This window comes from Streptomyces sp. NPDC041796 (genome assembly GCF_055590785.1).
On sequence record NZ_JBVJAH010000004.1, the window covers coordinates 92,343 to 111,238 of the forward strand.

15 protein-coding genes and 1 pseudogene are annotated in these 18,896 nt (G+C 72.6%); 7 read left to right on the forward strand and 9 right to left on the reverse strand.

Annotation, left to right across the window (positions count from 1 at the left end; all coding sequences use genetic code 11):
• Positions 1 to 128: 128 nt before the first annotated feature.
• The 4 genes and pseudogenes from mgt to ACZ6C1_RS09050 all read right to left on the reverse strand — a co-directional run bounded on the left by mgt (position 129) and on the right by ACZ6C1_RS09050 (position 4,555).
• Positions 129 to 1,384, reverse strand: a pseudogene (gene mgt / locus ACZ6C1_RS09035) (macrolide-inactivating glycosyltransferase).
• 89 nt (positions 1,385 to 1,473) lie between these two features.
• Complete coding sequence (locus ACZ6C1_RS09040; protein ID WP_469239243.1) at positions 1,474 to 2,769, reverse strand: ABC transporter substrate-binding protein; 1,296 nt, start codon at positions 2,767 to 2,769, stop codon at positions 1,474 to 1,476.
• Complete coding sequence (locus ACZ6C1_RS09045; protein ID WP_469239244.1) at positions 2,769 to 3,611, reverse strand: carbohydrate ABC transporter permease; 843 nt, start codon at positions 3,609 to 3,611, stop codon at positions 2,769 to 2,771. Before ACZ6C1_RS09045 ends, ACZ6C1_RS09040 begins: the two co-directional genes overlap by 1 nt.
• Positions 3,608 to 4,555 (reverse strand): carbohydrate ABC transporter permease, encoded by a 948-nt coding sequence (locus ACZ6C1_RS09050; RefSeq protein WP_469239246.1) that lies wholly within the window; start codon positions 4,553 to 4,555, stop codon positions 3,608 to 3,610. The genes ACZ6C1_RS09045 and ACZ6C1_RS09050 overlap by 4 nt, the downstream gene beginning before the upstream one ends.
• A 128-nt stretch (positions 4,556 to 4,683) precedes the next feature.
• Between ACZ6C1_RS09050 and ACZ6C1_RS09055 the strand changes: the two genes are divergently transcribed.
• A complete protein-coding gene (locus tag ACZ6C1_RS09055; protein ID WP_469239862.1) occupies positions 4,684 to 5,574 on the forward strand; it encodes a phosphotransferase enzyme family protein in 891 nt (296 codons plus the stop codon).
• A gap of 111 nt (positions 5,575 to 5,685) precedes the next feature.
• Here ACZ6C1_RS09055 and ACZ6C1_RS09060 read toward each other — a convergent pair whose 3' ends face one another.
• Together ACZ6C1_RS09060 and ACZ6C1_RS09065 are read right to left on the reverse strand one after the other, a co-directional pair.
• The gene (locus ACZ6C1_RS09060) at positions 5,686 to 6,417 is read right to left on the reverse strand and encodes an exonuclease domain-containing protein (RefSeq protein WP_469239248.1); all 732 of its coding nucleotides are present in this window, start codon (positions 6,415 to 6,417) and stop codon (positions 5,686 to 5,688) included.
• A 105-nt stretch (positions 6,418 to 6,522) separates the two neighbouring features.
• Positions 6,523 to 7,764, reverse strand: a complete 1,242-nt coding sequence (locus ACZ6C1_RS09065; protein WP_469239250.1) for an SAV2148 family HEPN domain-containing protein — start codon at positions 7,762 to 7,764, stop codon at positions 6,523 to 6,525.
• A 480-nt stretch (positions 7,765 to 8,244) separates the two neighbouring features.
• On the opposite strand from ACZ6C1_RS09065, the gene glgX reads away from it, so the two are divergent.
• Together glgX and treY are read left to right on the forward strand one after the other, a co-directional pair.
• Positions 8,245 to 10,368: a glycogen debranching protein GlgX gene (gene glgX / locus ACZ6C1_RS09070; RefSeq protein WP_469239251.1), complete on the forward strand. Its 2,124-nt coding sequence runs from the start codon at positions 8,245 to 8,247 to the stop codon at positions 10,366 to 10,368.
• Between the two features lie 166 nt (positions 10,369 to 10,534).
• Positions 10,535 to 12,853, forward strand: a complete 2,319-nt coding sequence (gene treY, locus ACZ6C1_RS09075; protein WP_469239253.1) for a malto-oligosyltrehalose synthase — start codon at positions 10,535 to 10,537, stop codon at positions 12,851 to 12,853.
• 13 nt (positions 12,854 to 12,866) lie between these two features.
• Here the strand turns inward: treY and ACZ6C1_RS09080 are convergent, their stop codons facing one another.
• Positions 12,867 to 13,415: a DUF1707 and FHA domain-containing protein gene (locus tag ACZ6C1_RS09080; protein ID WP_469239255.1), complete on the reverse strand. Its 549-nt coding sequence runs from the start codon at positions 13,413 to 13,415 to the stop codon at positions 12,867 to 12,869.
• A gap of 195 nt (positions 13,416 to 13,610) precedes the next feature.
• On the opposite strand from ACZ6C1_RS09080, the gene treZ reads away from it, so the two are divergent.
• Positions 13,611 to 15,356, forward strand: coding sequence for a malto-oligosyltrehalose trehalohydrolase (treZ, locus tag ACZ6C1_RS09085; RefSeq protein ID WP_469239257.1), 1,746 nt, complete (start codon positions 13,611 to 13,613; stop codon positions 15,354 to 15,356).
• A gap of 3 nt (positions 15,357 to 15,359) precedes the next feature.
• On the opposite strand, the gene ACZ6C1_RS09090 is transcribed toward treZ, so the two are convergent.
• Positions 15,360 to 16,496: a M24 family metallopeptidase gene (locus ACZ6C1_RS09090; RefSeq protein WP_469239259.1), complete on the reverse strand. Its 1,137-nt coding sequence runs from the start codon at positions 16,494 to 16,496 to the stop codon at positions 15,360 to 15,362.
• 125 nt (positions 16,497 to 16,621) lie between these two features.
• Positions 16,622 to 17,248 (reverse strand): nucleoside/nucleotide kinase family protein, encoded by a 627-nt coding sequence (locus tag ACZ6C1_RS09095; protein WP_469239261.1) that lies wholly within the window; start codon positions 17,246 to 17,248, stop codon positions 16,622 to 16,624.
• 67 nt (positions 17,249 to 17,315) lie between these two features.
• On the opposite strand from ACZ6C1_RS09095, the gene ACZ6C1_RS09100 reads away from it, so the two are divergent.
• The 3 genes from ACZ6C1_RS09100 to ACZ6C1_RS09110 all read left to right on the forward strand — a co-directional run bounded on the left by ACZ6C1_RS09100 (position 17,316) and on the right by ACZ6C1_RS09110 (position 18,865).
• Positions 17,316 to 17,705 (forward strand): VOC family protein, encoded by a 390-nt coding sequence (locus ACZ6C1_RS09100; protein ID WP_469239262.1) that lies wholly within the window; start codon positions 17,316 to 17,318, stop codon positions 17,703 to 17,705.
• A gap of 122 nt (positions 17,706 to 17,827) precedes the next feature.
• Positions 17,828 to 18,406, forward strand: coding sequence for a GNAT family N-acetyltransferase (locus tag ACZ6C1_RS09105; RefSeq protein WP_469239265.1), 579 nt, complete (start codon positions 17,828 to 17,830; stop codon positions 18,404 to 18,406).
• Between the two features lie 18 nt (positions 18,407 to 18,424).
• Positions 18,425 to 18,865 (forward strand): protein kilB, encoded by a 441-nt coding sequence (locus ACZ6C1_RS09110; protein ID WP_469239267.1) that lies wholly within the window; start codon positions 18,425 to 18,427, stop codon positions 18,863 to 18,865.
• Positions 18,866 to 18,896: the final 31 nt, after the last annotated feature.

Here is an 18,896-nt window from a genome sequence, read left to right on the forward strand (position 1 = left end):
TACCTGTGACTTACTCAACAAACTTTCTTAATAACAAATCACTCAGGAGGGAAGCTTCACGGCAACACGGCGTGGCATGGCCCAAATGACCATACCACGTGACGTTTTGCGGCGGATGAAGGGGAGCATTACACGCGATCCGCAAACGGAAGCTCCGCCTCAATGATGTCCGCCGCCCGCTTCGTACCGCCCTCGGCCGCCATGCCGAGCCGGATCTCCTCGGCGCGCCGGGCCACTTCGGGGTCGTCGACCAGTTCCAGGACGGCCGCCCTCAGGGTGTCGGCCGTGGCGTCGGCCATCGGGAGGTGACGGGCGACGCCGAGCGAGGCCAGCATGTCGGCGTTGCCGAACTGGTCGACGGCCTGCGGGACGGCGACCATCGGCGTACCGGTGGCGAGCCCCTCCTGGCTGCCGCCCGCGCCCGCATGGGTGATGAACGCGTCCGCCTGACGGAGGATCGCCAACTGCGGCACCCAGTCGTGCACTTCCACGTTGGCGGGCAGCTCGCCGAGTTCGACGGGCTCGACGTATGTGCCGATCTGGAGGACGACGTGCCAGCCGGGCAGGCCGCCGAAGGCCTCGACGCAACGGCGGTAGAAGTCCGGCTGCTTGGTGAACGCCGATCCGAGCGAGACGAGCAGGACCTTCTCCGCACCGTCCGGCCGCCGCCACTTCCCCTGGTCGGCGCGGTCGCCCTGGCAGGCGCCGACGAAGGTGAAGACGGACTCGTCGACCCGGTCGGCGTTCGGCTGCAGGACCTTGGGGATGAGGACGACAGCCTTGCGCGGCCGGGAGACGAGCCGGTCGGGGTGGGTGTCGACGCCGTTCCCGGCGAGCCACGCCTCGAAGCGTGCGTAGTACGCCCTGCCGCGCCCGGACGCCTTGAGGTCGGCGAACATCGGCTCGGCGACCTCTTCCTCGTACCCCTCCCAGGGGACGAGGTTCGGCCACAGCGAGACGGCCGGGACGCCCCAGCGCTGTGCGAGGACCGGCGCCGGGTAGGCGGTGATGTCATGGAGGACGAGGTCCGGCTCGTCACCCTCGAAGGCCGCCGCGAGCTGGGGCAGCGCCTGGACGGCGTCGTTCAGGAACGGCTCGATGTTGTCGATCAGCTCGGTCCCCCACGCCTCCGGGTCCTCGTCCGTCGGCAGGGTCGAGGTGTAGATCACGGGCTCCGCGCCGGTCGCGGCGACCTTGTCGGCGAAGGAGGCGGGGATCGCGTAGCTGACCCGGTACCCCCGGGCGACGAGCTCCCGGATCACTTCGATGCTCGGGTTGACGTGCCCGTGGGCGGCGATGGAGAACATGGCGATGTGGGCACGCTCGGGTGAGGTCATGCCCTGACATTAACGAGACGAGACGTCTCGTGCAACTGATATGTCAGGCCGATCAGCGACTCGACCAGCCTCCGGTACGCGGCGGCCTCACCGGGTGGCGATCGTGGTCACCGGTGCGCCCGTGCAGGGCGAAGTGTCAGCGCTGGTAGCGGGCCAGGACCAGGTTGCCGTCCTCGACCAGGCGTCTTTCCAGCTCGTCGGCGTCGATGGCACCGCTGTAGTACTCCTGGAAGGCGGGGGTGGCGACCTTGTCCTTCCACTCCGGGTAGCCGCGCACCGACTGGGCCGGGGCCGGCCGGAGGTCGTCGGCCAGCGCGGCGCCGGTCGCCCAGCCGTCCTTCGCCGTCCGCAGCGACGGGTCCTTCAGCGCCTGCCTGCCGGTCGGCAGCATCCAGTCGCCGCGTGCGAGGCGCACCATGTTGGGCGGCTGGAGGAGGAAGTCGATGAACCGGGCGGCTTCCCGCTTGTGCGGGCTGTCCTCGGCGATCGACAGTGTCTGCGGGCTCACGCCCTGCGCCAGGCCGCCGTCGCCCGCGGGCGCGGGCAGCACCATCCACTCGAACCCCCGCGGCGCCTGCTGCACGATCTGCTGGCGGTAGGAGAACCCGAGCGGGACCATGGCGTACTTGCCGCCGAAGAATCCGGGGAGCGTGTCGGAGCCGCCCATGCCGAGCGTGGTGCGCGGCGCGCTGCGGTCGGTGGTGACCTGGGCGTGGACGGTACCGGGCATCACCGCGTCGCCGTCCGTGAACCGGACCTCGGCCCTGCCGTCGTCGTCGCGGTGGAAGAGCCGCCCGCCCGCGGACAGGCCCAGGTTCAGGGAGACGGAGACGGGCTCCTTCAGCGGCCAGGCGACGGCGTACTTCCCCTCCCCCATCGTGGCCGTCAGGTCCTTGGTGACCTGCCGGAACTCCGGCCACGTCCAGGGCCGTTCGGGGGTCGGGATCCGCACCCCCGACGCCTCCAGGATCTTCTTGTTCGCCATGATGACGCGCGGTTCCTGGAGGAACGGGACGCCGTAGATCCCCTCTCCGAAGGTGGCCGTCCCCCAGCTCTCCTCCGGGATGTCCGCCCTGAGCCGGGCGGGCAGCAGCGGGCGCAGATCGGCGAGGTAACCGCCGTACGCGAAGTCGGCGAGGTCGTCGGAGGCGTCATGGATGATGTCGGGCGCCTCGCCGCCCTCGAAGGAGGTGAGGAGCTGGTCGTGGACGCTGTCCCAGCTTCCCTGGACGTACTCGACCCGGACGTCGGGGTGCGCGGCGTTCCACTCCGCGACCAGTTCCTTGTTGACGTCGACGGACTCCTTCTGCCAGGCCAGGGACTGGAACCGGAGCACGGTACCGCCGGGGCCGCGCCCACCTCCGTCGCCGGCGCAGCCGGCCAGCACCAGCGCGAGGACGACGGCGAGGACTCCGGCCACACGTGCGCGCATCAGGACTTCACCGCCCCGGCCAGCATGCCGCCCGTGATCCGCTTCTGGATGATCGCGAAGACGACGAGTGAGGGCAGGGTGGCGAGGAACGCGGCGGCGGCGAGCGGGCCGAGGTCGGCGACGCCCTCCGCGCCCAGGAAGTGGGTGAGGACGACCGGCAGGGTCTGCTTCTCCGGGGTCTTGAGCAGGACGAGCGCGAAGAAGAACTCGTTCCACGCGGTGACGAACGCGAACAGCGCGGTCGCGACGATGCCCGGGGCGAGCAGGGGCGCGGTGACCGAGACGAGCGTACGGAGCCTTCCGGCCCCGTCGACGGCGGCGGCCTCCTCCAGCTCCGCCGGCACGGCCCGTACGTAGCCGGTCAGCATCCACAGCGCGAACGGCAGCGACCACACGACGTACACCAGGATCAGGCCGGAGAGGGTGTTGATCAGGTGCAGGTTCTTCAGGACCAGGAAGAGCGGGATGATCACCAGGACGAAGGGGAACGCCTGGCTGACCACGACCCAGCCGGTGGCGGCGGCCGAGAGCCGGCCGCGGTGCCGGGCCATCACATAGGCCATGGGCGTGGCGAGGGCGACGGCGATCAGGGCGGCGCCCAGCGCCGCGATCAGGCTGTTGGCGGCGGCCTGCAGCAGGGGCTGTTCGTCGAAGGCCTGCCGGAAGTTGGCGAGGGTGGGCTCCTCGGGGATCCAGGTGGGGTGCAGGGAGCCGAGCTCACGGGCCGGTTTGAAGGCGGTGGAGATCAGCCACAGGAAGGGCAGGGCGAGGAAGGCCAGGTACACGAGGAGCGCGAGGTACTGGCCGGCCCGCGCCGGGCCCCGGGTGCGCAGGCTGCTCATTCTTCCCCCTTCAGCCGGCTCACCAGGTGGACGGCGAGGAGCACGGAGACGACGGCGACCATGACGCACCCCATGGCCGCGGCGTACCCGAACTGTCCGTACCGGAAGGCCTCTTCGTACGCGAAGAGCATCGGCAGGCGGGTGCGGCCGCCGGGTCCGCCGCTGGTGAGCACGTACACCAGGGCGAAGGAGTTGAAGTTCCAGATCAGGTTGAGCGCCGTGATGGCGAGGGCGACGGGCTTGAGGGCGGGCCAGGTGACGGTACGGAACCGGCGCCACGCCCCGGCGCCGTCGAGGGCGGCGGCCTCGTGGAGCTCCCGCGGGGTGTTCTGGAGCCCGGCGAGGAGGGCGACGGTCGTCTGCGGCATACCGGCCCAGATGCCGACGAGGATCACGGCGGGCAGCGCGGTGGCCAGGCCGGTCAGCCAGTCGCGTCCGTCTCCGAGACCGAGGTCCCGGACGGTCTCGTTGAGGATGCCGGCGTCGGGGCTGTAGACGAGCCGCCACATGATGCCGACGACCACCTCGGGCATCGCCCACGGAATGATCGCCAGCGCCCGCGCGAGCCAGCGCAGGCGGAGGTTCTCGTTGAGCAGCAGGGCGAGACCGAGGGCCAGGAGGAACTGGGGGACGGTGACGCCGACCGCCCAGAGCAGACCGATCCGGAACGACTCCCAGAACAGCGTGTCGTGGAGCAGGTCCTGGAAGTTGAGCGTGCCGACCCACTGGGTGGCCCGGGTGCGTCCGGACTGGGCGTCGGTGAAGGCCAGGGCGATGCCGTACAGCAGCGGGCCGACGCTGAGCAGCAGGATGGGGATCAGCGCGGGCAGGACGAGGAACCAGGCCCCGCGATCCGTCGGCCGGTGTCCCGGCCGTCGTGCCGACCTGCGTGCCGGTCCTCCGGCTCTGCCGCCGGGCCGCTTCGTCGCGGTCACCAGTGTCACGGACAGTCCCCTTTGTGAAGTCGGGCCGGCCTGGCGTCATCGTCCTGACGGGCTGTCGGTTCGTCAAGGCAACCTGCGCGGATGCGAGACTCGTACGGATGGGCACGGGTACGGGAGGGACGGACGCGATGGACGAGGCGCGGGCGCGGGAGGTCCTGACCGCCGCCGGGCTGGAGGGCGGGCCGGGGCACGGGGCGGGGCAGGGCGCGCCGGGCGGGGCTGCGGTCCTGCTGGCCCTGGGCGAGAACGCCGTCTTCGCCGTCGGCGACCTGGTGGTGAAGGTCGGCCGGGACGCGGAGCTGCTGGAGCGGGCCGAGCGGGAGGTGGCCGTGGCCTCCTGGCTGGAGGAGACCGGCGTACCCGCCGTACGGGCCGCCGAGCCCACGCCCCGGCTGGTGGAGGGCCATCCGGTGACGGTCTGGCACCGGCTGCCCGCCGCCGTACGCCCGCCGGAACCCCGCGACCTCGCCCCGCTGCTGCGCCGCGTCCACACGCTCCCGGAGCCTCCCTTCCCCCTGCCGTCCCGCGACCTGCTGGGCGGGGTGGAACGCTGGCTGCGGCTCGCCGGAGACGCGATCGACCCGGCGGACGCGGCGTTCCTGCGCGAGCGCCGCGACGGGTTCGCCGAGGCGGCGGCCGCCCTCACGCCACGCCTGGCACCCGGCACGGTCCACGGGGACGCGCTGCCCCGCAATGTGCACGTCGGTCCCGACGGGCCGGTGCTCGTCGATCTGGAGACCTTCTCGGCGGACCTGCGCGAGCACGACCTGGTGGTCCTCGCCTTGTCCCGGGACCGCTACGGCCTGGACCCGGCGGCCTATGACGCGTTCACCGAGGCGTACGGGTGGGACGTGCGCGACTGGGAAGGCTGCGGGGTGCTGCGGGGCGCCCGGGAGACCGCGAGCTGTGCCTGGGTGGCCCAGCACGCGCCGTCCAACCCGAATGCCCTGGCCGAGTTCCGCCGCCGGGTGGCGTCGCTGCGGGACGGTGACGCGGAGGTCCGGTGGTACCCGTTCTGACTCCATGAACTCCGCCGCCCGACGGTGAGGATCGTCGTGCGGGTGGAGCCGGCCGAACGCCGCGGTGCCCTCCGGCCGGTCGGAGGCGCCCAAGCGGCGAAGGCCGGGAGGTCAGCCCGCCGGAGTGGCCGCCGGGGCGAGCCGGCGCAGGGGCCAGGCAGGGTCTATGACGGCGTCCGGGGTGCCCTTGCGGCGCAGGAAGCTCTGGAAGTCCGCCGCCCACTGCGCGTACCACACCACCTGCCGCTGGTGCAGCTCCACCGGGGTCAGCGCCGCCACCGAGGCGTGCCGCTCCGCTATGGCGCGGGCCACCAGGACGGCCGCCAGCGCGTCGGCGGCCGCCTGGTGGGCGCCGTCGAGCACCACGCCGTACTCGGCGCAGACCGCCTCCAGGTTCCGCTTCCCGCGGCGGTACCGGTCGACGGCGCGGTCGATGGTGTAGGGGTCGACGACCGGGCCGATCGGCGCGCCGCCCAGCCGCTCGCTCAGGTCCGGCAGTCGGTGCCGCCGCAACTCGGCGGTGAGCAGGGTCAGATCGAAAGCCGCGTTGTACGCCACGACGGGCACTCCGCGGGTCCAGTACCCGACGAGGGTGTCGGCGAGCTCGTCGGCGACCTCGCGGACGGGGCGGCCCTCCGCCATGGCCCGCTCATTGCTGATGCCGTGGATCGCCGAGGCCTGGGCGGGGATCCTGATGCCCGGGTCGGCCAGCCAGTCGCGGCGTACCACCGTCTCCCCGCCCCGCACCTCCACGACCGCGGCCGTCACGATGCGCGCTTCGAGCGGCTCCGTGCCCGTCGTCTCCAGATCGAAGCCGACGAGCGTCTCCCCGTGCCAGCCCATGCTGCTCCTCCTCGCGATGCTGTGGTGCGCCCCCCAAGCGGTGCACTCCCCCTGTGGGTCTTCACCCTCCCACGCACCACTGACAACGCCGCTCGGATCCTGCTCTCACGAGACCGGACGGGAGTCGGCCCAGACCGACTCGAACTCCTCCCGGTAGGTCTCGAACAGGCCGTGGTCGTTCTCCGTCCCCGACGTGACGACCGGTCGTCTCCCGCCGCGCAGCACCAGCACCGGCGCCTCCATGCCGCGCGCCCGGCGCAGATAGGACTGGACGACGCCCACCCCGTCCGGCCCGTCGCCGTCGACGAGGTACGCGGTGAAGCGCGGCGTCTCGTCGAAGACCTGGATCTGGAAGGCGCCCGGGTCGCGCAGCCTCGAGCGCACGCGCCGCATGTGGAGGATGTTCATCTCCACCGACCGGCTCAATTCGCCCTTTTTGATCCCAAGTTCCCTTTCGCGCCGTTTCACGGCGCTGCTCGCCGGGTTCAGGAACAGCAGGCGTATCCGGCAGCCGGACTCGGCGAGCCGCACCAGCCGCCGCCCGGAGAAGTTCTGCACGAGGAGGTTCAGGCCTATGCCGATCGCGTCGAGGCGCCGCGCCCCGCCGAACAGGTCCTCGGCGGGCAGCTGCCGCTGCAGCCGCACCCGGTCGGGATGGACGGAGACGACGTCCGCGTACCGGTCCCCGACCAGGTCCTCCACCGCGTCGACGGGCAGCCGGTGCGCCGAGGGCACGCCCGCGCCGCCCCCCAGGATCTCCAGCAGCCGCGCGGAGGCCCGCTCGGACTGGTCCAGCACCGTGCGTGACAGCGCACGGTTGCGGGAGACCACGTTCCGGGTGACCTCCAGCTCGTCGAGGGCGAGCTCCACCTCGCGCCGGTCGTCGAAGTACGGCTCGAAGCAGGGCCAGTGCTGCACCATCAGCTCGCGCAGCTGGGGCAGCGTGAGGAAGCTGAGCACATTGTCGTCGGCGGGGTCCAGGAGGTAGCCCTTGCGACGGGAGACCTCGCGTACGGCCACGGCCCGCTGCACCCACTCCTGGCCGGCGGGCCCCGCGGCCGCCACCACCCAGTCGTCGCCGTGGACCGGCTCGTAGACGGGCCGCAGGACGGCGGCCACCACGGCACGCAGTCGCTGTTCGACCAGATTCAGCCAGATATAGGCGCGGCCCGCGCGCTGGGCGCGGGTCCGTACCTCGCTCCAGGCCTCCGCGCCCCAGTCCAGTTCCGCACCGATCTCCATCGGCCGGGCGAGTGAGACCGCGCCGGGCGGGACATCAGCGGGGTCAGTGGAGTCCCCCTCATGACCTGAGTCACCTGGGGGCAGCTCCAGCCCTCCCGAGCTCACCCGCGCACCGCCTTCTGCTCCTGGACGCCCGTCTCCAACGATCAAGGAAGGGTACTCCGGGAGCGGGAGGCGGTGCAGCCCGATGCCCGGGCCGGTTTCCCCAACCGCCATGATTCTTCGGCCGGTTCCGCTCGCACCGGCGATCCCAAGTGAGCGGATTCATAATGGTCGGGCCACCGGGCCGGACTCGGCGCCGCGGCGGGGGAGCCGGGACCGGCCGCCCGGCGGGCCCGCCGCCGCACGGGCGACGCCCGGGAACGCCACGTTGACCCGGGCAACCGGACGGCGCCCCACCACCCTCCACCGGTGTGCTGATCGGACGAATCGGCCTCCGGGGGCGATTTCCGGCCACTGCGCCCGGTGCGCCCCCCGGTCACCCGGTAGGACCGGCCGAAGTCCTAGGAGGTCGCACCACTTTCGGGGAGGATTCTGGCTCAAGTGACCCCCATCAGCCGGATCAGAAGTGGAAGAGTCTTATCTATGCAGGTCTGGCCGGGACAGGCGTATCCCCTCGGCGCCACGTACGACGGCGCCGGAACCAACTTCGCGGTCTTCTCGGAGGCCGCCGACCGAATCGAGCTGTGTCTGCTCCACGACGACGGTTCCGAGACCGCCGTGGAACTGCGCGAGACCGACGCGTTCGTACGGCACGCGTACCTGCCCGGTGTGATGCCGGGCCAGCGGTACGGGTTCCGGGTCCACGGACCGTACGCGCCGGAGCGAGGACAGCGCTGCAACTCCGCGAAGCTGCTGCTCGATCCCTACGCGCGGGCGGTCGCCGGCGCCATCGACTGGGGCGAGGCGGTGTACGGCTACCACTTCGGCAGACCGGACTCCCGCAACGACCTCGACTCGGCGCCGCACACGATGACGTCCGTCGTCGTCAACCCGTACTTCGACTGGGGTGACGACCGCCCGCCGCGTACCGACTACCACCGGACGGTGATCTACGAAGCCCATGTGAAGGGTCTGACGATGCTCCATCCGGCCCTGCCGGAGGAGCTGCGTGGCACGTACGCGGGGCTCGCCCACCCCGCCGTGATCGAGCACCTGACCGAACTCGGGGTCACGGCGCTCGAATTGATGCCGGTGCACCAGTTCGTCAACGACCACCGGCTGGTGGACTCGGGGCTGGCGAACTACTGGGGCTACAACACCATCGGGTTCTTCGCCCCGCACAACGCGTACGCCTCCTGGGGCGACAGGGGCCAGCAGGTCCTGGAGTTCAAGTCGGCGGTGCGCGCACTGCACCAGGCGGGCATCGAGGTCATCCTGGACGTGGTCTACAACCACACGGCCGAGGGCAACCACCTGGGCCCGACGTTCTCCTTCCGGGGCCTGGACAACACCTCCTACTACCGGCTCGTCGAGAACAACCCCCGGTACTACATGGACACCACGGGCACCGGTAACTCGCTGCTGATGCGGTCGCCGCACGTGCTCCAGCTGATCATGGACTCGCTGCGGTACTGGGTGACGGAGATGCACGTCGACGGGTTCCGTTTCGACCTCGCGGCGACGCTGGCGCGCCAGTTCCACGAGGTGGACCGGCTGTCGTCGTTCTTCGACCTGGTCCAGCAGGACCCGGTGGTCAGCCAGGTCAAGCTGATCGCCGAGCCCTGGGACGTCGGCGAGGGCGGGTACCAGGTGGGCAACTTCCCGCCGCTGTGGACCGAGTGGAACGGCAAGTACCGCGACACGGTGCGGGACCTGTGGCGGGGCGAGCCGCGCACACTCGCCGAGTTCGCGTCGCGGCTGACCGGTTCGTCGGACCTCTACCAGGACGACGGGCGGCGTCCGCTCGCCTCGGTCAACTTCGTGACCTGCCACGACGGCTTCACGCTGCGCGATCTGGTCTCGTACAACGACAAGCACAACGAGGAGAACGGTGAGGGCAACCGGGACGGCGAGAGCCACAACCGCTCCTGGAACTGCGGCGCCGAGGGCGACACGGACGACGAGCGGGTCATGGAGCTGCGGCTGCGCCAGATGCGCAACTTCATCGCCACCCTGATGCTGTCGCAGGGCGTGCCGATGCTGAGCCACGGCGACGAGTTCGGGCGTACGCAGGGCGGCAACAACAACGCGTACTGCCAGGACAACGAGGTCGCGTGGGTGCACTGGCCGGACGAGGACTCCGAGGAGGCCCGGTCGCTGCTGGAGTTCACCCGTTCGATGGTCTGGCTGCGGCGCGACCACCCGGTCTTCCGGCGGCGGCGGTTCTTCCACGGGCGGCCGGTCGAGGGCACGCACGACGAGCTCTCCGACATCAACTGGTTCACTCCTGAGGGTGAGGAGATGACCGCGCGGGACTGGCAGGCGGCCCATGCCAAGGCCCTGTCGGTGTTCCTGAACGGCAGTGCGATCTCGGAGCCGGGGCCGCGCGGGGAGCGGATCGCGGACGACTCGTTCCTGCTGATGTTCAACGCGAGCGCCGAGGACCTCGAATTCGTGGTGCCGGTCAATCACGGCCGCCAGTGGCAGGTGGTGGTGGACACGGCCGTCCCCGAGGGCGTCGAGCCGGGGCAGGGCGCGAAGGTCGCCGCGGGCGACCGTCTCACCCTGATCGGCCGCAGCCTGACGGTCCTCCGGCGCCCCGCCTAGGGACGGGCCCGAGGGGGCGCCTGGGACGGGACGGGTTCCGCGGCCCGTGGAGAGACGGGCCGCGGAACCCGAACCAAGACCGGACGGACCGGACGGAACGTGGCGTCGGGCGTAAATCGCATCACCCGATGACACAGAAGCCGCCCAAGCGGGTACGTACGTTCGCATGACGCCCAACTCGACCTACCGGCTCCAGATCCAGCCGGACTTCCCCTTCTCGGCCGCGGGGGAAGCGGTGCCGTACCTCGCCTCGCTCGGGGTCTCGCACCTGCATCTGTCGCCGGTCCTGGAGGCGGTCCCCGGCTCCACGCACGGGTACGACGTCACCGACCACGGCCGGGTGCGCGAGGAGCTGGGCGGCGAGGCGGGCCTGCGGGCCCTCGCGCGTACCGCCCGGGCGCACGGCCTCGGTCTGGTGGTGGACCTCGTGCCGAACCACATGGCCGCGGCCCCGCGCCACAACCGGGCGCTGTGGGAGGTGTTGCGGGACGGGCCCTCGTCCCCGTACGCCCGCTGGTTCGACATCGACTGGGCGGCGGGCGGCGGGAAGGTGCTGCTGCCGGTGCTGGGGGGCCGGATCGGTGACGAGCTGGCCGGCATGCGGGTCGAGGGCGGGACCCTGCGCCACGGCGAGCAGGAGTTCCCGCTGCGGCCCGGCACGGAGCACCTGCCGCTTCCGGAGCTGCTGGACGCCCAGTGGTACCGGCTGGGGTGGTGGCGCCTCGCCCGCACGGAGCTGAACTACCGCAGGTTCTTCACCATCTCGGACCTCATCGGGGTACGGGTCGAGGACCCCGAGGTGTTCGAGGCCACCCACGCCAAGATCGTGGAGCTGGTGCGGGACGGGGTGGTCGAGGGTCTGCGGATCGACCACCCGGACGGGCTCGCGGACCCCGAGGCGTACCTGAGGGAGCTGGAGCGGGTCACGGGCGGGGACTGCTGGATCGTCGTCGAGAAGATCCTCACCGGCGAGGAACGGCTGCCCGCGCGGTGGCCGGTCGCGGGCACCACCGGCTACGACGCGCTGCGGCGGGTCGACGGGCTGTTCGTGGACGAGGCGGGTGCGGCGGAACTGGCCGGGCAGTACCGGCGGTTCGCCAACCCGGCCGCGGACCGGGGCGGGCACTGGGAGGCCACGGCGCGCCGGGCCGCGTACAAGGTGGTGACGCACGCGCTGGCCGCGGAGGTCGCCCACCTGACCCGGACGGCGGCGGCCGTCTGCGCCGCCGACCCGGACCTGCGCGACCACGCCCCCTGGGCGCTGCGCGCCGCCGTCCGGGAGCTGCTGATCCGGGTTCCCGTCTACCGCCCGTACGGGACGGGAGCGGAGGACGTCCTGACGGCGGAGGCGGCCGGGGAGGCGAAGGCCACGTTCACGGTGCCGGAGGAGGCGACGGCCGTCGATGTGGTCCGGGACCTGGCGCTGGGCCGGCTCGGGGACGGGCCGGAGCAGCGGGCGTTCAGGACGCGGTTCGCGCAGACCTCGTCGGCGCTGCGGGCCAAGTCGGTGGAGGACACGGCGTTCTACCGGTACACGCCCCTGGTCTCGGCGAACGAGGTGGGCGGGGAACCGGGCAGGCCGGCGGTCACTCCGGCGGAGTTCCACGCCTACTGCGAACGGCTGGCCCGGGACTGGCCGGCCACCGGGACGGTGCTGTCCACGCACGACACCAAGCGCAGCGCCGACGTGCGGGCCCGGATCGCGGTGCTGTCGGAGTGCCCGCAGCGGTGGGCGAAGCTGCTGGACGACGTGGCCGGAACGCCCGCGCCGGACGGCCAGGTGGCGTGGGCGGCGTGGCAGACGGCGGTGGGCTTCGGTCACGGCGACCGGCTGGGGCCCGCGGTGCTGAAGGCGGTACGGGAGGCGGGGCTGCACACGAGCTGGACGGAGCCGGACCCGGCGTACGAACAGGCGGTGCTGGACTTCGTGGAGGCGGGCCCCGCGGGCCGGGCGCTGTACACGGTCTCCCTGCTGGCGCGCGAGCTGGAGCCGTACGTACGGGCGAACACGCTGGGCGCGGCGCTGCTGCACCTCACCATGCCGGGCGTTCCGGACCTGTACCAGGAGACCGAGCGGGTGTACCTGGCGCTGGTCGACCCGGACAACCGGCGCCCGTTCCGGCAGGGCCCCCCGGACGAGAAGACGGCCGTCACGCGCGCGGCGCTGCGCCTTCGGCGGAGCTTCCCCGAGGTGTTCGGCGCATCGGGGACGTACCGGCCGCTGGCGGCGAGCGGCCCGGCGGCGGACCACTGCGTGGCGTTCTGCCGCTCGGGCGAGACGGTCACGGCGGTCACCCGGCTCTCGCTGCGGCTCGCGGAGGGCGGCGGCTGGGGCGACACCTCTCTGACGCTGCCGGAGGGGCGGTGGTTCGACTCCGTGGACGCGGGGCGCGAGTTCCGGGGCGGTGGACCGGTGCCGCTCGCGGAGCTGTTCTCGGCGCGGCCGGTGGCGCTGCTGAGCCGCCGCCCGGTCGGGAACGGGTGAGCCGGAGGTCCGGTCAGCGGGCGGAGAGCCGGAAGCCCATCCGGCCGAAGGCCACCATGTCACCGGCCTGGACGACCACCGAGCCGGTGACCCGCTGTCCGTTGACGGCGGTGCCGTTGGTGGAGCCGAGGTCGCGCAGCACCCACAGCCCGTCCTGGAGGCTCAGTTCGGCGTGCAGGCGGGAGACGGTCTCATGGCTGAGCCGCAGCCCGTTGGCCGGGTCCCGCCCTATGCGCAAGGGGTACGGTCCGGGCTCCGGCAGCAGCAGCTTCGGCAGCCGCTCGGCCTGCCAGGCCCGGCGCAGCCGGACGTTGAAGGCGGACATCCGTTCGACCGCGCCGAACAGCCGCTTCGACCAGCGCCCTTCGGTGCGCAGGTCGGCGGTGAGTGCCGCCAGCTCGTCGGGACGGCGGGCGACCAGGGCCAGTTCCATGCGCCGCAGGAACGTGTCGTGCGACAGCTTGCCCTGCGCGGCGCCTTCCCTCAGCAGCCCCAGCGCACGGTCCCGTTCGGCGTCGGAGAGCCGAGCGGGGAACGTGGAGTACTCGAAAGCGGACGTCACAGACGTGATTGTCGGTCCGGGCTGGCCGGAGTGTCCAGACGGACCGCGTTGTCGGACCCCGTTGGTACGGTCTTGGTACGTGATCAGCGGGGGCTCGCACGGGGTGCGACGCCGGAGTTCCGTTCGGCCAAGTGTCGTGCTTCCCGTTCTCGATCTTGCCAGGATTGGGGCGTTACGACGACGAGGGGATCACCAGTGCTGTTCGAGGTGTGGGCACCGCAGGCAGAGGACCGGGTCGAGCTCCAACTTTCGGGCGCGCTCCACCCGTTGGAGCGTGATCCGGACCGGGACGGCTGGTGGGTGGCCGAGGTGGAGGCCGGTGACGGCGCTCGGTACGGGTACGCGCTGGACGGCGGTCCCGTGCTGCCCGATCCGCGGTCCCGGCGCCAGCCGGACGGGCCCGACGGCCCGAGCGCGGTGGTCGACCACGCCGCGTACGAGTGGCGCCACGAGCCCCCGGCACGCGGGCTGCGCGGGGCCGTGCTGTACGAGATGCACGTCGGTACGTACACCCACGAGGGCACCCTGGACGCGGCGGCCGCCCGGCTCGGCCACCTGGTGGAGCTCGGCATCACGCACGTGGAGCTGATGCCGCTGTGCCCCTTCCCCGGCAGGCACGGGTGGGGGTACGAGGGTGTGTCGCTGTGGGCGGTCCACGAGCCGTACGGCGGGCCCGAGGCGCTGAAGCGCTTCGTCGACACCGCGCACGGGCTGGGCCTCGGTGTGGTGCTGGACGTGGTCCACAACCACCTGGGCCCGTCCGGCAACTACCTCCCGGCCTTCGGCCCGTACTTCACGGACACCCACCACACCCCGTGGGGCGCCGCCGTGAACCTGGACGCGCCCGGCTCGGACGAGGTCCGGGCCTTCCTGCTGGGCAGCGCGCTGGCCTGGCTGCGCGACTACCGGATCGACGGGTTGCGGCTGGACGCCGTGCACGCGCTGGCCGACACACGGGCGCTGACGTTCCTGGAGGAGTTGTCGGCCGCCGTGGACGGGCTGGCCGCCGAGCAGGGCAGGGAGCTGTTCCTGATCGCCGAGTCGGACCTGGCCGACCCGCGCACCACGACGCCCCGCGCGTCCTGGGGGCTCGGCCTGCACGCCCAGTGGAACGACGACTTCCACCACGCCCTGCACACCGCGCTGACCGGTGAGTCCCAGGGCTACTACGAGGACTTCGCGCGCGCCCCGCTGGCCGCCCTGGCCAAGACCCTGGGTCATGCCTTCTTCCACGACGGGACGTTCTCGGCCTTCCGCGGCCGTACGCACGGCCGGCCGGTCGACCGGTCGAGGACCCCGGCGCACCGCTTCCTGGGCTATGCCCAGACCCATGACCAGGTCGGCAACCGGGCGACGGGTGACCGGCTGTCCGCGACCTGCTCCCCCGGGCTGCTGGCCTGCGCGGCGGCCCTGGTGCTGACCGGGCCGTTCACGCCGATGCTCTTCATGGGCGAGGAGTGGGGGGCGAGTACGCCGTGGCAGTTCTTCACCGACCACACGGACCCGGAGCTGGCGGAAGCGGTCCGCAATGGCCGGAGGCGGGAGTTCGCCGCGCACGGATGGGCGGAGGAGGACGTGCCGGACCCGCAGGACCCGGCTACCCGGGACCGCTCCTGTCTGGACTGGGCGGAGCGCGAGCGGCAGCCGCACGCCCGGCTGCTCGCCTGGCACCGGGAGCTGATCGCGCTGCGGGCCGCCCAGCCGGACCTGACCGACCCGGACCTGGCCGCGGTCCGGGTGGCGTACGACGAGGAGGCCCGCTGGCTCGCCTGCCGGCGGGGGGATCTGCGGATCGCGGTCAACTTCGCCAAGGAGCCCGCCCGGATCCCGCTCGGCACCCGGGGACGGGTCCTGGCCGCCTGGGAGCCGGTGGAGATGCCCAACGGGGACGGCCTGCTGACCCTGCCGCCGGAGTCCTGCGTGGTGCTGGCGGACGTCTGAGAGCTACTCCACGAGGGCGAGTTCACGGGGAGTGGTGTTGAAACGGCGACCGCCACCGTCCTCCTCGACCGTGACGATGTCCTCGATGCGGACGCCGAAGCGGCCGGGGAGGTAGATGCCCGGCTCGACGGAGAAGCACATGCCGGGCACGAGGGGCTGTTCCTCGCCCTCGATGATGTACGGCGGCTCGTGCGTGGTGACGCCGATGCCGTGGCCGGTGCGGTGGATGAAGTACTCCCCGTACCCCGCCTCGGCGATCACCGCGCGGGCCGCCCGGTCGACGTCCTGGCACGCCGCCCCCGGGCCGACGGCTTCGAACCCGGCCTGCTGCGCCTCGCGTACGAGGTCGTGGACGCGCCGCTCCTCGGGCGTCGGCTCGCCGACGTGGACGGTACGGCTGGTGTCGGAGCCGTACCCGTGCTTGAGGCCGCCGAAGTCGAGGACGACCATGTCGCCCGGCTCGATCATGCGGTCGCCCGCCTCGTGGTGCGGGTTGGCGCCGTTGGGCCCCGATCCGACCACGGTGAAGTCCACCTGCGAGTGGCCGAAGTGCTTGAGCAGCGCGGCCAGATCGGCGGCGATGTCCGTCTCCTTCCGCCCCGCGAAGCGGACCTTGAGGATCTCGCGGTACGCCTCGTCGGCGGCGGCGCCCGCAGCCTCCAGCCGGGCCAGCTCCGGGGCGTCCTTGACGGCCCGGAGCAGGGGCAGGGCCTGGGTGAGCGCGGCGTACGAGGTGTCCGGCAGCCGGCTCTGGAGGCCGAGCAGGTGCATGGCCCAGGCGTTGTCGCTGACGCCGAAGCGGCCCTTGGGGTCGAGGAGCGGGGCCGTGACCTCGTACGGGTCGGTGCCGTCGGTCCAGTCGCGGAGGGTGAGGGCGGCGGCTCCGGGCGCCCGCTCGGCGTCGGGCGCTTCGAGGGTCGGCACGACGAGCACCGGGTCACGGCCGGGCGTGAGGACGAGGAGCGTGAGGCGCTCGGTGTCCGCGGTGGGCCGGTAGCCGGTCAGGTGCACCAGGTCGGGGCCGGGTGCGACGAGGAGGCCGGCGAGCCCGGCGTCGGCGGCGGCTCCGGCGGCGCGGGCCATGCGGGCGCGGTAGTCGGCGGCGGTGAACGGGGTGGGGGCGCTGTCGCTGCGGTCCATGGCGGCCATCCTCGCCGGGTGGCGTGGCGGGCGCGAGCGAAATGCGGTGCTGCGGGGTGTCGCTGCCGGCACGGGCGGCGGTCAGGGTGCGGTACGCGGGCGCCGCCCGGTGCCGTGCCGGGTGGTCAGCTCATACGGACGACGAGGTCGGCGCGGCCCCGCCCGGTGGTGACGAGCCGGGCGTTGGCCTCGTCGGACTCCCTGACCCAGCGCTCCGCGTACGGGCGGTCCTTGCCGAACCGGACATGACGTTCGATCAGCCGGTGGACGCGGCGGCGGTCGTCCAGTTCCAGGAACCAGACCTCGTCGAGCAGTGGGCGCACGGACGCCCACGCGCCGTCGTCGTGGAGCAGGTAGTTGCCCTCGGTGACGACGAGCGGCACCTCCGGATCGACCGGGATGCTGCCCGCGACCGGCTCCTCCAGGGCCCGGTCGAAGGCGGGGGCGTAGACGACGGTGCCGGGCTCGGCGGCGCGGAGCCGGGCGAGCAGCGCGGTGTACCCGGCGGCGTCGAACGTGTCGGGGGCGCCTTTGCGCCCGTCACGGCCGAGCCGGCGCAGTTCGGCCTGGGCGAGGTGGAAGCCGTCCATGGGGACGAGGATGGCGAGCCCGCCGAGGCGGTCGACCAGCCGGGCGGCGAGGGTCGACTTGCCCGCGCCCGGCGCTCCGGCCAGGCCGAGGATGCGGCGGGTGCCGGGGACGGCGAGGCGGCGGGCGCGGGCGGTGAGCTCGGCGAGCGCTTGCGGGTCCATGGGAGCAGTCTCGCAGTCCGCCGACGCGCTGGTCAGCCGGGCGGTGTTACGTATAACGTCTCCGGGTATGTCATACATCGCCCTGATCACCCTCGTCGTCCGTGACTACGACGAGGCCATCGCCTTCTACACCGGCGCCCTCGCCTTCGACCTGGTCGAGGACACCGACCGCGGGGACGGTTCACGCTGGGTCGTGGTCCGGCCCCCGGGCGCCGACGGGGGTACGGCGCTGCTGCTGGCCCGGGCGGCGGGCGCCACGCAGGAGGCGAGCGTCGGGGCCCAGACCGGCGGGCGCGTCGGGTTCTTCCTGCACACCGAGGACTTCGCCGGTGACCGGGAGCGGATGCTCGCGGCGGGGGTGCGGTTCGTGGAGGAGCCGCGGTACGAGCCGTACGGGACGGTGGCGGTCTTCGAGGACCTGTACGGCAACCGCTGGGACCTGTTGCAGCCCGCCTGACCCGACGAGGGCGTCCACCCGGTGACCGCGTCGGCCGTCGGTGTCCCAACTGACCGGTGCCGCTTGGCGGTTCACCGACGGCCGGCCCTCGAACGCCGTGGCGCGGTGCGTAGCATTGCCGGATGCCCCTCCTGCAGCGCCTCCGCCCGGAGCACGCCCCGGCCCTTCTCACGTTCGAGCGGGAGAACCGGGCCTACTTCGCCGCGTCCGTCCCCGATCGTGGCGACGACTACTTCGCGCGCTTCGACGCGCGCCACCGGGGGCTGCTGGCCGAGCAGACCGCGGGCACCTGCTTCTTCCACCTCGTGGTGGGGGACGGCGGGGAGGTGCTCGGACGGGTCAACCTGATCGATGTGGCGGACGGTTCGGCCGAGTTGGGGTACCGGATCGCCGAACGGGCGGCAGGGCGCGGACTGGCCACGGCCGCCGTCCGGGAGGTGTGCGCCCTGGCCGCCACGGAGTACGGCCTGACCTCGCTGCGCGCGGTCACGACCCTCGACAACCCCGGCTCGCGAGCCGTACTGGCCCGTGCGGGGTTCACGCCCACCGGTGACGTGGACCTGGACGGCCGCCCGGGCCTCCGCTTCGTACGGCACCTGGACGGAGACGAGGGTCTGGCGGGTGTTCGCCCGGGGCCGCGCGCGTCACGGCCGGCCGCCGCACCTCAGCCGAACGCCCGGGCCCGCCGGCCGGGCCCATGACACCAGGAGGACTTCCGGATGTGGGCCAGCATCATCGCCGTGGCCGGCACCCTGCTCGGCGGCGCGCTCACCGGGTTGCTGCAGTTCCGGGGTGAGCGGGCCGCCCGGGCCGAGCGGAGGGCGGAAGCGCTGCGTGTGGCGCTGGGCGAATTGGTGGCTGCCCTGGGCGACCACCGCCGGGCCATGTGGCACCGGGAGGACCTCCGCCTCAACGGCGCGAGCCGGGAAGCCGTCGAGGCGGCCCGCTCCGCCTCCCACGCCACCCGCTCCGCCGTCACCGCGCCCCTGGTCGCGGTCTCCGTCCTCGAACCGTCCCTCGCCGAACCGGCCCGCAGGGCCGCCGTGGCCGCCTTCGGCGTACGCGACGCCGCCGACCACACCGCGCTGGCCGCCCGCCGCGAGGCGGCCATCGCCGCGACCGACGACCTCGTCGCCGCCGCGGGGCGCGCCATGGCCTGACCGCGGGCCCGCGGGTGGGATCCGTGGCCGC

Bases quoted from the DNA above. Each gene is read 5' to 3' on its own strand.
- ACZ6C1_RS09040 (WP_469239243.1), bottom strand. From the start codon at position 2,769: ATGCGCGCACGTGTGGCCGGAGTCCTCGCCGTCGTCCTCGCGCTGGTG.
- ACZ6C1_RS09045 (WP_469239244.1), bottom strand. From the start codon at position 3,611: ATGAGCAGCCTGCGCACCCGGGGCCCGGCGCGGGCCGGCCAGTACCTC.
- ACZ6C1_RS09055 (WP_469239862.1), top strand. From the start codon at position 4,684: ATGGACGAGGCGCGGGCGCGGGAGGTCCTGACCGCCGCCGGGCTGGAG.
- ACZ6C1_RS09060 (WP_469239248.1), bottom strand. From the start codon at position 6,417: ATGGGCTGGCACGGGGAGACGCTCGTCGGCTTCGATCTGGAGACGACG.
- glgX (WP_469239251.1), top strand. From the start codon at position 8,245: ATGCAGGTCTGGCCGGGACAGGCGTATCCCCTCGGCGCCACGTACGAC.
- treY (WP_469239253.1), top strand. From the start codon at position 10,535: ATGACGCCCAACTCGACCTACCGGCTCCAGATCCAGCCGGACTTCCCC.
- ACZ6C1_RS09090 (WP_469239259.1), bottom strand. From the start codon at position 16,496: ATGGACCGCAGCGACAGCGCCCCCACCCCGTTCACCGCCGCCGACTAC.
- ACZ6C1_RS09095 (WP_469239261.1), bottom strand. From the start codon at position 17,248: ATGGACCCGCAAGCGCTCGCCGAGCTCACCGCCCGCGCCCGCCGCCTC.
- ACZ6C1_RS09100 (WP_469239262.1), top strand. From the start codon at position 17,316: ATGTCATACATCGCCCTGATCACCCTCGTCGTCCGTGACTACGACGAG.
- ACZ6C1_RS09105 (WP_469239265.1), top strand. From the start codon at position 17,828: ATGCCCCTCCTGCAGCGCCTCCGCCCGGAGCACGCCCCGGCCCTTCTC.
- ACZ6C1_RS09110 (WP_469239267.1), top strand. From the start codon at position 18,425: ATGTGGGCCAGCATCATCGCCGTGGCCGGCACCCTGCTCGGCGGCGCG.